The sequence below is a fragment of the Streptomyces sp. Tu6071 genome, assembly GCF_000213055.1.
Lineage (GTDB): Bacteria > Actinomycetota > Actinomycetes > Streptomycetales > Streptomycetaceae > Streptomyces > Streptomyces evansiae.
On sequence record NZ_CM001165.1, the window covers coordinates 1,713,943 to 1,729,763 of the forward strand.

General features: G+C 70.5%; 13 protein-coding genes. 5 read left to right on the top strand and 8 right to left on the bottom strand.

The window, feature by feature from the left end; genetic code table 11:
- Nucleotides 1–10: 10 nt before the first annotated feature.
- The 8 genes from STTU_RS06970 to STTU_RS07005 form a co-directional block, all read right to left on the bottom strand.
- A complete protein-coding gene (locus STTU_RS06970; protein ID WP_234019364.1) occupies nt 11–991 on the bottom strand; it encodes a polyprenyl synthetase family protein in 981 nt (326 codons plus the stop codon).
- Between the two features lie 159 nt (nt 992–1,150).
- Complete coding sequence (locus STTU_RS06975; protein WP_234019182.1) at nt 1,151–2,878, bottom strand: B12-binding domain-containing radical SAM protein; 1,728 nt, start codon at nt 2,876–2,878, stop codon at nt 1,151–1,153.
- The gene (locus tag STTU_RS06980) at nt 2,871–4,655 is read right to left on the bottom strand and encodes a non-ribosomal peptide synthetase (RefSeq protein ID WP_007821202.1); all 1,785 of its coding nucleotides are present in this window, start codon (nt 4,653–4,655) and stop codon (nt 2,871–2,873) included. Before STTU_RS06980 ends, STTU_RS06975 begins: the two co-directional genes overlap by 8 nt.
- Nucleotides 4,652–5,800, bottom strand: coding sequence for an acyl-CoA dehydrogenase family protein (locus STTU_RS06985; RefSeq protein WP_324607874.1), 1,149 nt, complete (start codon nt 5,798–5,800; stop codon nt 4,652–4,654). Before STTU_RS06985 ends, STTU_RS06980 begins: the two co-directional genes overlap by 4 nt.
- Nucleotides 5,775–6,842, bottom strand: a complete 1,068-nt coding sequence (locus STTU_RS06990; protein ID WP_007821207.1) for a ketoacyl-ACP synthase III family protein — start codon at nt 6,840–6,842, stop codon at nt 5,775–5,777. Before STTU_RS06990 ends, STTU_RS06985 begins: the two co-directional genes overlap by 26 nt.
- 12 nt (nt 6,843–6,854) lie before the next feature.
- Nucleotides 6,855–7,139 (bottom strand): phosphopantetheine-binding protein, encoded by a 285-nt coding sequence (locus STTU_RS06995; RefSeq protein WP_158678788.1) that lies wholly within the window; start codon nt 7,137–7,139, stop codon nt 6,855–6,857.
- A 145-nt stretch (nt 7,140–7,284) separates the two neighbouring features.
- Complete coding sequence (locus tag STTU_RS07000) at nt 7,285–8,517, bottom strand: cytochrome P450 (protein ID WP_234019183.1); 1,233 nt, start codon at nt 8,515–8,517, stop codon at nt 7,285–7,287.
- A complete protein-coding gene (locus tag STTU_RS07005; RefSeq protein ID WP_007821209.1) occupies nt 8,514–9,359 on the bottom strand; it encodes a class I SAM-dependent methyltransferase in 846 nt (281 codons plus the stop codon). Before STTU_RS07005 ends, STTU_RS07000 begins: the two co-directional genes overlap by 4 nt.
- 254 nt (nt 9,360–9,613) lie before the next feature.
- Here STTU_RS07005 and STTU_RS07010 point away from each other — a divergent pair, with 254 nt between their 5' ends.
- From STTU_RS07010 to STTU_RS07030, 5 genes are read left to right on the top strand one after another with little or no spacing between them, the layout of a single operon-like run.
- Nucleotides 9,614–10,807 (top strand): cytochrome P450, encoded by a 1,194-nt coding sequence (locus STTU_RS07010; protein ID WP_007821210.1) that lies wholly within the window; start codon nt 9,614–9,616, stop codon nt 10,805–10,807.
- 37 nt (nt 10,808–10,844) lie between these two features.
- Nucleotides 10,845–11,729, top strand: a complete 885-nt coding sequence (locus STTU_RS07015) for a fumarylacetoacetate hydrolase family protein (RefSeq protein ID WP_007821211.1) — start codon at nt 10,845–10,847, stop codon at nt 11,727–11,729.
- 31 nt (nt 11,730–11,760) lie between these two features.
- The gene (locus STTU_RS07020) at nt 11,761–12,744 is read left to right on the top strand and encodes a UbiA family prenyltransferase (protein WP_063894633.1); all 984 of its coding nucleotides are present in this window, start codon (nt 11,761–11,763) and stop codon (nt 12,742–12,744) included.
- A gap of 27 nt (nt 12,745–12,771) precedes the next feature.
- Complete coding sequence (locus tag STTU_RS07025; protein WP_234019184.1) at nt 12,772–14,475, top strand: prenyltransferase/squalene oxidase repeat-containing protein; 1,704 nt, start codon at nt 12,772–12,774, stop codon at nt 14,473–14,475.
- Nucleotides 14,472–15,821, top strand: a complete 1,350-nt coding sequence (locus STTU_RS07030; protein ID WP_007821219.1) for an FAD-dependent oxidoreductase — start codon at nt 14,472–14,474, stop codon at nt 15,819–15,821. The genes STTU_RS07025 and STTU_RS07030 overlap by 4 nt, the downstream gene beginning before the upstream one ends.

Here is a 15,821-nt window from a genome sequence, read left to right on the forward strand (position 1 = left end):
TGCCGGCCCATCAATGGTTCCGATTGGAGAGGTAGTTGGTGAGCGAGAGCAGGGCGGCCACGCGGTCCACCGGCAGTCCCGGTACGGAGCTGAGCTCCTGGCGGGCCAGCATCTCGAAGCGCTCGATCTCCCGCACCGCCCTCGTCCAGCCGCCGGCCCGGGTGACCAGGTCGGTGGCGCGGCGTGCCTCGTCCTCCCCGACCGGTCCCTCGTCGGCGTAGAAGCGGGCCAGTTCGGCGGCTTCCGGGGTGTCGGAGGCGAGGGCGGACGTCACGGGGAAGCTGCCCTTTCTGCTGCGCAGGTCCGAGCCGACGGGCTTGCCGGTGCGCCGGGGGTCGCCCCAGATGCCCAGGATGTCGTCGGCGATCTGGAAGGCGAGTCCGAGCCGGAGACCGAACCGGCTGAACCGTCGTGTCGCCTCCTCGGAGGCGCCGGCCAGCAGGGCGCCCAGCTCACAGGCACAGGCCAGGAGCGCCCCGGTCTTGTCCGCGGCAACCGCGAGCGCCTCGTCCGGGCTGGCCTCGGGCCGGCCCTCCAACGAAAGGTCGGCCATCTGCCCGGCGGCGAGCCGGGCCACGGCCTCGGCCAGCAGCCGCGTCGCGCGCGGGTCGGCGGCCCAGGGCCCGTCCAGCATCAACGGGGCCTGCGCGAGCAGCAGATCGCCCGTGAGGATGGCGGCCGGGATCCCGTACTCGTGCCAGACGGCCGGGCGGCCGCGGCGTTCTCTGTCACCGTCCATGACGTCGTCGTGGATGAGAGAGAAGTTATGGATCATCTCCACGGCGGCGCCCGCGGCCGTGACGCGCGAGATCGCCTCGGCATCGGTGGTGAAACACTCGCCGGTCAGCACGGTGAGGGTCGCGCGGACCATCTTGCCGCTGGTGGTAGCCGTCGGCAGATCACTCGACGGCCACCCGAAGTGGTGGGCGACCATGGGCCGGAGCCGGTCGTCGAACCGGGTGACCGCCTGATGGAGGATCGGGGTCACCATCCGGTTCACGCGCTCGATCTCCGGCGGGGTCGCCCTCGACGCGGCGTCCCGGGGGATGGGATTGCGTAGGTCTTGGGTTGCTGCCGTCTCGGCATGCACAGCTCACCTCGGAAGTCTCATGCGCAGGAACGGAAATCCGTCGGGCCGGGTACGCGGGTCTCACACGGGGTGGCTCACCTCCCGGGCGCTCGGGCCCGACAACTCGCTGATCAGTTCGGCGGGCACCGTCACGTCGTCGAACCAGCGCCCGCCGAAGGGTCGCGGCACGGGCAGGATCTGATCGCTGGAGTAGGCGAGGATCTTGCGGTTGTACGCGCGCATCTCGTCCCGGAGGGAGGCGGGCAGCTCACCGTCCAGCTTGAGGGCGCGTTCCATCTCCCCGAGCAGTCGCCGGGTCTGGTCGATGGTCTCCAGTACGGCCTCGCAGAATTCGCTGCGCAGCACGCCGTATTCGCCCTTGATACTGACGAGCCGTGCGATCGCCTCGTAGGAGACGTCCTGAAGATCGCGTCGGCTGAGCCACTGCGTCTCGTAGTTGAGGCGGCGGTACCAGATCGGTTCGATCATGGCCTGCCGGTGTTCTTCGAGCGTGCGGTGGAAGATCCGGTAGCCGTGCTTGTCGGGTTCCTCGAAGAAGCGGCATCCCGGGTCGAGGAAGGGCACCATCGGGCACATGAGCGGCAGTGCGGGCCATCCGTCGAACTTGCGGATCAGGCGCTCGGAATAGGCGACGGTGTCCATCACCGACTGGCGGTCCTGGTAGGGCATGCCGATGAAGAACCACACCATGACGCCCTTGATCCCGGCGTCCAGCGCGCGGGGGATCCACCGCTCCATCTCTTCCATGGTGAACGTGCCGCGCCCCGCCGCCTTGCTGATCCTGGGATCGTGGGACTCGGGCGAGAGCAGGACGTAGGCGTCAGTGGATTCGCCCATCTTCTTCAGGGTGTCGTCCGGCGTCAGGTTGAACTGCTCGAAGTAGACGCTCCGGTAACCGAAGTCGTGCACGGCGTCGAGGTAGCTGTGCATGCGGGTCTTGTTCTCGGAGTAGCACTGCAGGGCGTAGATGGAGGTGTGTTTGGCCGCCTCTCCCATCGTCCTGAGTTCCTCGATGATCAGGTCGTTGTCCTTCTGCACGAGCGTTTTGCGGACGTCCATGATGTTGCGGTAGGCGAAGCGGGAGCCTCCACACCAGCCGCAGTCGTGGGCGCATCCCGTGTTCGGCAGCGTCATGATGAGTTTGCTGGAGAGCGGCGTCACCGGCGACTTCTTGTAGTACGACCAACTGTTGGCGACGTTGTTGTAGTTGGTCTGTGGCTTGTGGTCGAACCCCGTGGATTCGACCTCATCGCCGGAGGTGTAGAGAAGGTTCGGGATCGAGCGGAAGTCCCGGTCTCCCCTCAGCACCTTCTCGGTGAGGAGGCGGACGGGTTCGAGGGTGTCGTAGCCCTGCACGACGACGTCCACCGCGTCGTACCGGGCGAGTTCCTCGGCGTAGTAGGTCGCCGAGATGCCGCCGAAGACGGTCAGCGCGTCCGGATGGATCCGCTTGACGAGCTTCGCCAGCTCGATCGCGCCGTAGCACTGCGTCATCCAGTGCAGGTCGAAACCGAAGATGGGTGCTTCGAGCCGGCCCATCAGCGCTTCGACGTCGAGTTCCGGGTGCATCAGCATCAGCGAGGCGACATTGACGATGTCGCACTGCACGTCGTGCTCGGCCAGATGCTGTTTGATCGAGAACCAGCCGATCGGATACATCTCGTATACAGAGGTCACGTTGACGCTGTCACTGTCGCTCAGATACGCGAAGAGGAGATCGTCGCGCTCGCGGAAGTCGAAGACGCTCGGCGCGTGCAGGAGGAACATGTCGGACTTCAGCTCACGCATGGGCGGACGACCGCCTCTCGTACACCATCGCGCTGAGATTGTCGACGTTCTTGAAGCTTTCCGGAGTGACATCGCTCCAGGGCAGCTTGACCTCGAACTCGCCGAGTATGTGGGCGATCAAAACCGTGGTGTTCAGCGAGTTGAGAATGCCCAGTTCAAGGAGTGGTGTGTCACCCACGAGCTCTCCTTGAGGGTCTCCGGACAGGAAGCTCTCCCGGATGAACGCGAGCAGCTTCGTTGCGATCTCTTCTCGTTCCTGCCTGGCTGTCACTGACACCCCTCGTATGTTGTGTGCGGAGACCAGGGCCGTGAGGTCGAGCTTCCCCCGGTCGTTGCGGGGCAGCGCGTCGACGAAACGCACGTCGTCGGGGATCATCTGCGGGGGCAGCCGCCGTGCCAGATGGCGTCTGAGCCCAATGTTCCCCAGAGTGCTCGCCGGGGTCCTGGCCACGAACGCGGCCAGATGCCGTTCGAGCCCGTCCCCCACGGCGGCGACCGCGGCCTCGGCCACCTCCGGATGCGTGTGCAGTGCCACCGACACCTCGCTCAACTCGATGCGGTGACCGCGGACCTTGACCTGTCCGTCGGCGCGCCCGAGGTAGTCGAAGGAGCCGTCGGGCCGGACTCTGACCCGGTCTCCCGTGCCGTAGGGGCCGTGCTGGGCCGGCCGCCCCCAGTACCCGAGGAAGACGGTCGGGCCGTCGACCATCAGCTCGCCCTCCTCACCGGGTCCGGCCGCCCGGCCGTCGGGACCGGCCGCCCAGACCCGGTCGCCGCTGCAGGCAGCGCCGATCGGGACCGGGACGTCGCGCTCCAGGTCCTCGGGGTGGACCTCGTGGTACGTGCACACGTTGGTCTCGGTCGGGCCGTAGAGGTTGAGCAGCCGGGCGTCGGTCCACTCGGCGAATTCCCGGACCTGGTGGACGGGGAAGGGTTCGCCCGCGAAGAGCACCGCACGCAGCGCCTCAGGGGCAGGCCGGTCGAGCAGGCCGCCGTCGCGCCGCATGAGGGTGAGCACGGAAGGAACGGAGTACCAGACGGTGATGTGCTCCCGGTACAGGAACTCGACCAGGCGTTCGGGCGCATACGCGAATTCGGTGGGGACGGGGCAGACCGCCGCGCCCACCGCGAACCCGGCGTAGATGTCGAGGACCGACAGGTCGAAGGAGAACGAGGCATGGCTGGCGAACCTGTCCCCGGGACCGGCCGACAGTTCCTCGACGGCCCACTCCACGAACGCAAGGGCGTTGCGGTGGCTGATGGTGACGCCTTTCGGCGTGCCTGTCGAACCCGAGGTGAAGAGGATGTAGGCGGGTTCGTTTTCGTCGACGACGACATGCGGCGCCTCGCGCGCGTCCCCGCCCGTCCCGGCGGCGCCGTTAGGTATCTCGACGTCGACGCAGGCCAGAGCAGTGCGCAGGAGGTCGGGAACGCGTGGGAACAGTTCGGCCGGGGCGCACAGCGCACGTGCCGCGCACTCGTGGGCGAGGGTCTCGACCCGCTCCGCGGGGCTCTGGGGGTCGACCGGGACGTAGACCGCGCCGAGCCGCAGGACGGCCTGCATGGCGGCGAGCACGTCCGCCGATTTCGGGCCCCATACGAGGACCCGGTCGCCGCGGCCGACGCCCTGGCCTGCCAGGACGCGGGCCAAGGCGTCGGCGCGGGCGTCGAGCTCCGCGTAGGTCGCCGTGCCGCAGGGGCCCGCCACGGCCGGAGCCCGGGGGGTGCGCGCCGCGGCGTCTGCGAGCAGCGCGTGAAGGTTGCCCGGCTTGCTCACAGGCCCATCCCCTTGACGATGATCTCCCGCTGGATGTCCGTCGTCCCCGAGAAGATGTGCAGGGGGACGAGGTCGCTCAGCCGACCGCCGATGCCCTCCGCGGTCAGATATCCCTTCGCCCCGAACACCTGCGCGGCGTCGATACCGTTGGCTACCGCGCTCTCCGCGACGGCGACCTTGGCGAGGGCCGCCGCCTGACCCGCGTCCTGGCTGCCCTTGTCGACCTGCCAGCACGCCCGGTACAGCAACAGGCGGCTGCTCTCCAAGCGCTGTTTCATGATGGCCAGACGGTGGGAGACCGCCTGGAAGTCCGCGATGCGCCGGCCGAACTGCCGCCGTTGCCCGGCGTGCGTGACGCAGCGCCGCAGCTGGACCTCCATCGTGCCCAGGAAGATCGCGGGCAGACACGCCCGCTCCCAGGTCATCGATGCCTGGAAGATGGCGCTGCCCTGCCCTTCCGCACCCATCAGGTACGCGCCGGGGACGCGGCACCCGGAGAACTCCACCCGGGCGGCGGCGCAACCGTCCAGTCCCGCCTTGGCCAGGGGCGGGCCGATCCGCAGTCCCGGCAGATCCGTGGGGACGGCGAACGCGGACAGTCCAAGGAACCCGGCGGCGGGCGCGGTGACCGCGTAGGTGACGAGGATGTCGGCCAGGGGGCCGTTGCTGACGAAGGACTTCACCCCGTCGAGCACGTACGCATCGCCGTCGCACACCGCGGTCGTCGCGAGCCTGCTCACGTCCGATCCGGCGCCGTCCTCGGTCATCGCGTTGGCGGCGATCGTCCTGCCGGAGGCGAGGCCACGCAGCAGTTCGGCCCGGACCGCCTCGCCGGCGTGCTGCGCGAGGACGGTGCCGCAGGCCAGCAGGTGCGCCGCGATCGCGAAGGCGAGCCCCGTGTCGGCGCCGCCGGCGCAGAACGCCTCCAGGCCGAGAGCCGTGTCGAGCGCGCCGAGCCCGCCGCCCCCGTGGATTTCGGGCAGGCACAGGCCGGTGATCCCGGACTCTCCCGCGGCCTGCCACACGTCTCTTCCGGCAGCCTCCCCCGGCTCGGGGCGGGGCATGCGGACGGCGGCGTCGCGAATGCGCCGGATCCGTTGTTGCTGTTCCTCGGTGAGGTCAAACTCCACTGGCCTGGGCCTCACGTTTCCGAGTCGGGTCGGTGCCGAGGACGCGGACGACCGCCGCCTTGTACGTCACTCCTGGGGAGAAGCCGCACAGCAGCACGTGATCCCCGGCGTGGAGTCGCTCCGTCGCCAGCAGGTGGTGCAGCGCCGCCATGTGGTCGCTCGCGCCGAGGTGCCCGACGGTCCTGCTGAAGTCCCACGTCGACCGTTCGAGGGGGAAGCCGAGGATCCTGAGGTAGGAGGCGGCCGCCCGGCGCGGCATGCCGTGGATGAGGACGTGCGTGATGTCGTCCGCCGTCACGCCGGCCTCCTCCAGCGCCTGCTCGGTGCAGACGACGTTGTGCCTCTGGTGGCCAAGGAGCAGCCGCACCCACGAGCCGTCCTCCTCGGCCACGCGCTGGAAGGCGGCGCCTCTGACCCCGTAGTCCAGGGCGGTGGCGGTGGTGGCGCCGGGCGGGAAGAGCGGCTCACCGCCCCGGTGGGCCTCCTCCATCGCCGAGAACGTGGCCGTGCACAAGGAACGCAGCTCCGCGAGGCCCGGTGTAGTGCTCACCACGACGGCGCTGGCGCCGTCTCCCAGGTAGGCCACCCCGTCGCCGGGGTTCCACCTGTCGATCAGCGGCGTGCCGAAGTTGTCGCTCGCGGTGACCAGCGCCGCCGGGACATGAGGGAAGGCCTTGAGGTACCCGGCCGCGAGTTCCAGCGCGCCGAAGGTTCCGTTGCAACCGTTCCTGACCTCCATCGCGAGCAGGTCGTCGCCGAGCAGGTGCCGTTGCAGATACGCCTGGGGGCCCCAGCCGTCGGGGCCCTGGTGCCAGACGCCCGTGTAGAGGAGCAGCCCGATGTCCTCGGCGCTCGTCCCGCTGCTCTCGAGCGCCTCCTGCGCGGCGGCCAGGGCCATTTCCGGCGCCGCGGTCCGTCCCGCGACCACGACCCCCGACAACCCGTACTCAGCCGCCGTGCCGGCCGGGACGAGACCCTGTTTCACCGCCGATCCGATGCTCTGCGCCGTGGGCAGGAATACGCCGATTCCGGCGAGGTAGATGTCCCGGATACGCACAAGCCCCCCTTTTCAAACGGCGTTGTCGGAGCGCCTTCGCACGACCAGATCCGAGATCGAGCGCAGCGAACTGGCGGCGCCCGGTGACACCTCGGTCTCCCAGTCGATGTCGAATTCCGCGCCTACTTTGTCGAGCAGCAGAACCAGCGTCAGCGAATCGACGCCGAGGCTGAGGAACGACGCGTCGCGATCCACCGGCACATCGGCGGGCAGGTCGTCCCAGACTTCCCTGAGGAGCGAGTCGAGTCGAGCGAGAACGCCAACGGGATCGACTGGCTCTGAATTCTCCGTGACCATGCCCACAGAACCTCGCTCCTCCTGACGAAGGGTGCGTCATTCCCCGACGCGGCGGGGGAGACAACCTTCTCGTGCTGTTCTACGGAGGATGCGCCTTATCCTCGCACCCCTGTTCGCCGGGCAGTACCCTCACTTCTGGGGGCCGTCAGGCCCAACGCAGGCGCAGCGGAAGCTTCTTGGCTCCGACGATGCCGCGCGCGTCGTGGCACTCGACGCCGTCCGCGACCGTTATCCCGCTCCAGCGGCCGAGCATCTTCTCCACGGCGATCCGCACCTCGAGGCGGGCGAGCGGTGCTCCCAGGCAGAAGTGGATCCCGTGGCCGAGACTCAGGTGCGGATTGGGTGCGCGGTGGATGTCGAAGGTGTCCGGCGCCGTGAACTGCCGCTCGTCCCGGTTGGCCGAGGCCAGCCAGGCGAGCAAGATCCTGCCCGCCGGTACGGTGTGCTCGCCGACCCGGACTTCTCGCGTCGTCCTGCGCATGCTCGGAGCCAAGGGGGTACGGAAGCGCAGTACCTCCTCGATGGCGCCGGGCAGGGCGCTCGGGTCCGCGCGGAGTGCCGCGGCGATGTCCGGGAACTCATCCAGACACAGGATGACGTTGGTCAGCAGCGCGGTGGTCGTGATGTGTCCGGCGAGCAGCAGCAGCCCCACGAATCCGATGATCTCGTCGTCGTCCAGGCGCTGGCCGTCCACCTCCGCCGCCACGAGCTTGCTGACCAGGTCCTGGCTCGGCGCGGCCCGCCGCCGGCGGATGTGCTCCAGGCAGTAGGCGTTCATCTCCCGCATGACGACCGCCATGGCCTTCGTGCGGTCCTCGTTCGGTATGAAGGACGTCTGGCTCTCCGGGGCGACCAGGGAGTCGGCCCAACGCCCGAACATCGGGCGGTCCTCGGCGGGGATGCCCAGCAGTTCGGCGATCACGGTGACGGGAAGGGGGGACGCCAGGTCCGCGACCAGTTCCAACTGGTCGGCGCCGGCCTTCGCGTCCAGCAGTTCGTCGGCGATCACCTCGATTCGCGGGGCGAGTCGCGCGACCACTCCCGGGGTGAAGGCCTTGCTCACCAGGGTGCGCAGCTTGCGGTGCTGGGGCGGGTCCTTGCGCAGGAGGTTGCCCTTGATGAAGCGGTCCACGTCTTCCTGCGCCGGCATGAACGAGCTGAAGTCGGAGGAGAAGGTGCCTGGATCAGCGAGGACGCGCTCCACGTCGGCGTGGCGGAAGACGTGCCACACACCGGCTTCCTCGTCATGGCTGACGGGTTCGCTCTCCCGCATCCGCCGGAACCAGGCGAGCATCGTCGCGGCATCGGCGGACTGGTCGGCCAGCCGGGTCCCTTCTTCGCTCGCCGTCATCTCGGTCGTCCCTTCGTACGCGCTCACGCGAGGATCAGCGCCGCGTTCACCGCGACCGTGGTGTAGCCCATGGTGAAGCCGCCGCCCATGGCGTCGATGACGGCGCTGATGCCCTCCCGCACCTTCGCCACTTGGTCCGCGGAGTGCTGGCCGAGGTCGCCGTGGGTGGGCATCTGGTCCAGCCACTCGTCCCGGGTGTAGGACTTCTCCCAGTGGAAGCGCCACTCCTGCGCCGCGTCGAAGACACCGGCCTGCTGCATCCCGTCGGCCGCCTTGCCGCTCAGCATCGTGTATCCGTCGAGGGTGCTGGCCGTCCACTGGCGTGCGACGAGCGAGTCGGGCACCACCCTCCGGTAGATCTCACCGAAGGACCGCAGCACCTGGGGCGGCGGGACCTCCGCGTTCCAGAAGACCGTCAGCTGCCCACCGGGGCGCAGCGCCTGAGCCGCCCTCACCGCCCCGACCGCCGGGTCCAGCCAGTGCCAGGTCTGCCCGGCGACGACCGCGTCGAAGGACCGGCCCGCCGGTTTCCAGTCCTCGAACGTCGACTCCTCGACCTCCAGCCCGCGCCCCCGGGCGAACCCGGCCATCCGCGGGTCCGGTTCCACTCCGAGCACCGTGCAGCCGGCCGCCTGGAACTGCCGCGCCAAGATACCCGTACCGCAGCCGACGTCGAGGACGTCGAGCCCGGTGCGGGCTCCGACGATGCGGTGGAGCAGTCCTTCCGGATAGCTGGGCCGGGTCCGGTCATAACGTGCGGCGTCCGCGCCGAAACCCTCCGCCACCCGGCGTTGTCGGGAAAGCTGGTCCTCGGAGAATCCGTCGTTGGAGAAGGCGTCCTCGGAGAAAGAGACTCGCGTGTCGGGCACAGGCTGTACCGCCTTTCCATATTCGAGTGGTCACGATGTCGGACGGCCCGGGCATCGACAACTGGGAAAAGTTAGGGATGGCCATGCCGCGATCGCGCGTGCTACGTCACCGGCGAACTCCCCCACTAATGAGGGCTTGTCGGCACCGAGGGCAGCTGCCAGGGTGATGCCACGTTGCGAGGGCCGCCCGAGCCGCCCACGCGAAGCCATGAGGGCTCCCTTTCACGCGGATCACCCAGATCGGATTTCCGACGATGGACCGTGTTCTTGATTTTCTCAGTTCCGCGGACTCCGCGGGCGAACTGCAGCCGCGCCTGGTCGAACTGAGCCGCCAGGAAACGCTTCCGCGGGTGCTGCTGGCAGATGGGCAAGAAGCCTGGCTGGTCACCCGTAACGAAGACGTCCGGACCGTGCTGAGCGACCGGAGCTTCACCCGGGACGTCATGGGTGAGCGCGCCCGGCAGGCCGGCGAAACACCGGACGGCGCACGGTCGGTGAACATGGACGGCCGCCCCCACAACGAACTGCGCGCCCTGGTCTCCAAGGCTTTCACCGTCCGGCGGATCGAGGCCATGAGGCCCCGCATCCAGGCGTGGACGGACGAACTGATCGACGCCATGGAGGAGACGGGGCCACCGGCGGACCTCGTGGCGCATCTCGCCGTTCCGCTGCCCGCCCTCGCCATCTGCGAGCTGCTCGGCTTCCCCGTCGAGGACCGGCAGGTGCTGAGCGGCTGGTGCGAGCGCATCACCAGACTCGGCGAGGGCGGCCCCGACCAGCGGGCGTGGCAGGAATTGAGTGCCTACATCGCTCGTCGGGTGCCGGTCGAACGCGCGGCGGCGCGAGGCGGGCTCGCACCGGAGACGTCCATCCTGACCAGGCTGGTCCACGCCCACGACAGCGAGGACGCGCTGTCCATGGAGGAGCTGCTGTCGCTGACCGTCGTGGTGCTCGCGGGCGGCCTGGAAACGACCCAGACCGCGATCGGCGCCGGGATGGTGCGGCTGTTCCGCAACCCGGCTCAGCTGGACAAGGTGCGCGCCGACCCGGACCTCGTCGTCCCCGCAGTCGAGGAAATCCTGCGCTACCAGCCCGTCATCGACGTCAACCGCGTCCAGGTGGCCACCCGGACGGTGCGGCTGGGCGGGCAGGAGATCCGCGCGGGCGATCTGGTCCAGGTGTCGGTCAACGCGGCCAACCGCGACGAGACGGTCTTCCCCGACAGCGAACGCTGCGACGTCACGCGCGGGCCGAACCCGCATCTCGCGTTCGGCTATGGCGCGCACCACTGCCTGGGGGCGGCCCTGGCACGGCTCGAACTCAAGACGGCCTTCTCGACGCTCCTACGGCGTTTGCCGGACCTGCGGCCGGCCGTGCCGCTCGAGAGCCTCGGCTGGCGGGGCGGGCACGTGACGCTGGGCCTCGAGGAGCTGCCGGTCGCCTGGTAAGACCCACCGTCTGCACTGGTGAACAGGGAGCACACAGGTGTTGATCTGCAGATACACCGACCACGGCCGGCGCGGGTACGGGCGCGTCGTACACGAAGAGAACGGTGATCTCCTCGCGCCCGTACGGTACGACGGCCGGGCCCGGCGCTGGGTCGGGGGCATCGGTCCGGCGCGTCCGCTCAGCGAGGTCACGCTGCTGCCACCCGCCGAGCCGACCAAGATCGCCTGTGTCGCGCTCAACTACGCGCCGCAGGGGTCGCCGACCGGCCCCGGGCGCCCTGCGAACCCCGCGGCCTGCTCCGTTGTACTCAAGCCGCCGTCGACGCTGGTCGGGCACGGAGCCGTGGTCGGCCACCCCGGAGAGCCCTGGGAGCTGCGGCACGAGGCCGAGTTAGCGGTGGTGATCGGGACGGCCTGCAAGGGTGTCCCCGCAGAGCGCGCGGCGGAGGTCGTGGCGGGATACACCTGCGCCGACGACCTCACCGCGTACGTGCGCAGGGCCCCGGAGGAACCGAGCGGGCACCCGCCGGTCTGGGCGAAGCACTTCGACACCTTCACGCCGCTGGGGCCGTGGCTGACCACCGATCTCGACCCGGCGGACGTACCGATCACCTGCCGGGTCAACGGCGAGGTCCGCCAGGACGGCGGCACCCGCGGCCTGCTCACCCCGGTGCACGAGATCGTCGCGGTGGTCAGCCGGCACATGTCTCTGCTTCCCGGCGATGTGATCCTCACCGGGACCCCGACCGGCTCGGGCCCCCTGTCGGTGGGCGATCGGGTCGAGGTGTCCCTTGCAGGGATCGGCACCCTGAGCCACACCGTCGGCGCGGCGACGGACCGGCTGTGGACGCCCGACCCGACGGTGAACGGCGGCGTGCCGGCCGGCAGCGTCGCGGACCGTCCTGCGACGAGGAGCGCCTGAGGTGGGCGGGCACGGGCTCGGTGCCACGCTCATGGCCCATGTACGCACCTGGCGGCCGTACACGCTCTGGTACGTGGGCCTGGTCGGCCTAGCCGGACACGCCATCACCAGCGACCGGCGCGACGACGCGCGGATGGTGGCGGCCTGGGCCGTGCCCACCTTGATCTGGGTCGCGGCGCACTATCTCGGCGACTATCTCGACCGCGAGCTCGACGCGGTCAGCAAACCGCAACGGCCCATTCCCTCGGGTCTGATCCGCCCCCGCACGGCGGTCTGCTGCGGCACTGTCCTGGCCGCGGCCGCCGTCGTCACGGCGGCCGTCGTCAACTACCGCACCCTCATGGTGACCGCGGCCGGTATCGGCGGGGCGCTGGCCTACAACGGCTTCTTCAAGGCCAGGGGGCTGCTGGGCAATCTGGTGCGCGGATCGCTGACCGGCGGGGCGCTCGTCTTCGGGGCAATGACGGCCTCGGACCTCCCTCCGGTGCGCATCCTCCTGTTCGTCCCGGTGTTCTGGGCGCACGACGCCGCGTCCAATCTCGTCGGCACGCTGCGCGACGTCGCCGGTGACCGCGCTGGCGGATACGCCACCTTCCCGGTCCGCCGCGGGCCCCGGACAGCCGTCCGGACGGCGGCGGGGCTCTACGCGCTGGCCGTCTCCGCGGCCGCGGCGGGCCTGCTCACCATGGCGGGGGACCGGGAGGGCGGCCTCGTGACGCTCCTGGTCGCGGCGGGACTCGGCGGCGGTGCCTTCGGCATGCTGTACGCGTCCGGACCCGAGCCCCCGGCCCATCTCGCCCTGCGGTCGCACGAGGTCCTGGTCGTCGAACGGATGGTGCTGGCTGCCGTGTTCCTGGTACCGGGCCTCGGCGGTCTCGTCGCAATCGGGATTCTCGCTCCGATGCTCGCCGTCACGCTCGGCACCCAGCAGGCCATGCGTGCCCGGCACGAGTTCCCGCACGGCGTTCCCGCCCGCCCCGACGGGGACGCGGCGGCACCGGCCCGCTTTTCCTGAGGAGGACGGTTCGTTTTGTGCTCAGACGTGGACAGCCGAGTGGACAGCTCGGTCGCGCGCGCCGCGCAGGCGCTGTTCGCGATCCAGCGTCCAGAGGGTTCCTGGCCGAACCGTCGCCCCACCGCGGTCCTGGGGACCGCCGGCGCCGTGGTCGCCCTGCACCTCGCCGACCCGGAGCGCTCACGCGATCTGATCGAGCGGGGGGCACAGTGGCTGGTGGCCGCCCAGAACGCGGACGGCGGCTGGGGCGGTGTGCCCCGCGCCGCCTCGCAGTTGGTGCCCACCGTGGTGACGGCGTCGGCCCTCACGCTGACGGCTCCGCGAACGGCCGGGGAGCCTGCGCGGCGTGCGCTGGACCTGATCAGGTCGCTCGGCGGTGTGGAGTCGCTCGCCGACCCCGGGATGGTCCACATGGCCACGACGTTCCTCGCCCTCGCCGGGCTGCGGAGCCTGCACGGATCGCGGCGCATCCCCCTGGAGTTGTTGCTGCTGCCCCGGCGGCTCTGGCGGCCGCGGCTCTCCTTCCGGGCCGCGCCCTTCGTGGCCATGGCGTTCATCCAGGCACACGACGCCGCCCCGAAGGGCGTCGGAGGGCTCCTGCATCGGCTGGCCCGGCCGACCGCGCTGCGCCTGCTCCAGGAGATGGAGCGCGGGGAGAACGACCGCGGAGGATACGGCGGGGACAACTGGCTCGCCGCCGTGGTCTGTATCGGCCTGTGCCGCACCGGGGCCCCCGCGCACATGATCGCCGCCACCGTCGACTACCTGCGCTCGAACGTACGGCCCGACGGCTCCTGGCACATCATGCAGGGGCTCGACCTGATCGGCGGGTCCTACGTCGCCCGCGGCCTGGCGGACGCCGGTTACCGGGACGATCCGCGGCTGGCCCGGGCCCGGCAGTGGCTGCGCGGGTGCCAGCAGGACCAGGCGTTCCCCCTCTACGACGCCCCGCCGGGCGGCTGGGGCTGGGAAGGCCCCCACGGGTGGCCGAACTTCCTGGACAGCGCCAATGTGCTGGCCGCGCTCACCCCCGCCAGCCGCGAGGAGCCCGCGGAACACCTGCGGACCGGTCTCGACTGGCTCGTCTCGCGGCAGGACGGCCGGGGCTCGTGGGGGACCTTCGTCCCGGACACCACACTCGCCAACGACGGCCCTTGCCCCTACACGACGGCCCAGTGCGTCGAGTCCCTGCTCGACGGCGGTCTGTCCCGCGGCGACCCCCGGATCGCCAAGGCCCTGGACTGGCTGCTCGCAGCCCAACGGCCGGACGGCACCTACGAGGCCCTGTGGTATCGGGGCCTCACCGCGGCGACGGCGACGGCGCTCGTGGCCCTGGCCCGCGGCGGAGTGGGCGACCACCCCGCGGCGCGGCGCGCCCGCGAAGCGCTCCTGGCAGGACAGTTGGCCGACGGTTCCTGGGGCCCGGGCGATACCGGCACGCCCGGCGACGATCCGTCGCGGGGCACCGTCGAGGAGACCGCCTGGGCCCTGCGCGGCCTGCTCGCCGCCGGTCTGCCCGCCCAGGACGACCGGCTGCGGCGGGCGGCGGAATGGATCGTCTCGGCGCAGGGCGACGACGGCCTCTGGGACGCGAACCCGGTCTGTCTGCACATCCGGCGTCTGGCCTACTACGCGGACGGCCTGATCGGGAACGGGCTCGTACTGCGGGCGTTGGGCGCCTACCGCAGCGCTCTCGCTGCCGGCCCGGTGGCGCGACGGGAGGCGTCGTGACGACCGGACAGCCGGACACCGCCTTCGACACCGACGTGCTGATCTGCGGTTCCGGGGTCGCCGGGACGGCGGCGGCCTGCGCCCTCGGCCGAGTGGGTCTGCGGGTGACCCTGGTGGACAAGCGGCAGACCCAGCCCTCGCTCTGGAAGGGCGAGGTGCTCCAGCCCGGGTCCCTGGACTCCCTGCACACGTGGGGCTCGCTCGGCCACCTCGAAGCCAGGAGGGCGGTCCGGCTGAGCCGCCTCGTCGCCCGCACAGCCGACGGGGAGGAGCTGATGGCGATGGACTTCGCGACGCTCGGCGGCGAGCGGCCCTGGATGCTCGCCCACGGCTACTCGACGATTCTGGAGTGCATGGCCGCCTCGCTCGGCCCGACGGTGCGTCTGCGCCGCGGTGTGCTGGCCAAGGAGCTCGCCACGGACGGCGGGGGCCGTGTCTCGGGGGTGCGCGCCACGGTGGACGGCACGGCCGTAGACATCCGGGCCCGCCTGGTCGTGGCGGCCGACGGCATGTCCTCGCGCCTGCGGGGGCTCGCGGGGATCGACGCCGAGCCCGTCGCGTACGACCACCGGTTGCTCTCCTTCGAGCTGCCCGGCACGCTGCCGGTGGACGACGAGGTGTCGGCCCACGTCACGGACCGCGGCCTGGTCATGCTCTATCCGCTGCCGGACGCGCGGATCCGGGTCTACGTCCAGGTGGGGGCCGGCGAACTCCGCGGGGCCGGACCGGCCGGGCTGCGGCGCTGGTGCGCGGGGCTCGTTGATCAGGTACCCGCGCTGCGCCCGATCGCGGGGTTGCTCCAAGCGCACCTGGAACACCGTCAGTTGATGCCGGTCTGGCACTACCGGGCACCGGCGCTCGTCCGGCCCGGCATCGTCCTGCTCGGGGAGGCGGCGCACGTGGTCCATCCCCTGGCGGCTCAGGGGATGAACACCTCGATCGACGAGGCGGAGGGGCTGGCGTCCCGGCTCGCGGACGTTGACATCACCGACGGCCCCGCTGTCGACCGGGCGCTGCGCGGCTACGAGGACGACCGGATGAGCAGGATCGAGGCCGTGCACGCCATGAGTCACAACGCGGCGCGCATGATGACCAGCACCTCCCGCGGCGGCCGGATCATGGGCCGGCGCCTCATGCGCGGCACCGCCGGAAGCCGCCGCCTGAGCTATCTGGTCACGTACAACATGTCGGGCCTCGGCATGCGCCCGCTCACCAGGTTCGACCGGCTCGTGCAGTTGGGGGTCGTACCCGATCTGCGAGCGCGGTCGTTCACGCCCCCGCGATCTGCCGGGCACCGGGCCGGCAGTGGAACCCCGGCAGGCCGAGACAACGGACAGAGGGATTGA

Bases quoted from the DNA above. Each gene is read 5' to 3' on its own strand.
- STTU_RS06995 (WP_158678788.1), bottom strand. From the start codon at position 7,139: ATGGTCACGGAGAATTCAGAGCCAGTCGATCCCGTTGGCGTTCTCGCT.
- STTU_RS07020 (WP_063894633.1), top strand. From the start codon at position 11,761: ATGGCCCATGTACGCACCTGGCGGCCGTACACGCTCTGGTACGTGGGC.
- STTU_RS07010 (WP_007821210.1), top strand. From the start codon at position 9,614: ATGGACCGTGTTCTTGATTTTCTCAGTTCCGCGGACTCCGCGGGCGAA.
- STTU_RS06970 (WP_234019364.1), bottom strand. From the start codon at position 991: ATGGTGACCCCGATCCTCCATCAGGCGGTCACCCGGTTCGACGACCGG.
- STTU_RS06975 (WP_234019182.1), bottom strand. From the start codon at position 2,878: ATGCGTGAGCTGAAGTCCGACATGTTCCTCCTGCACGCGCCGAGCGTC.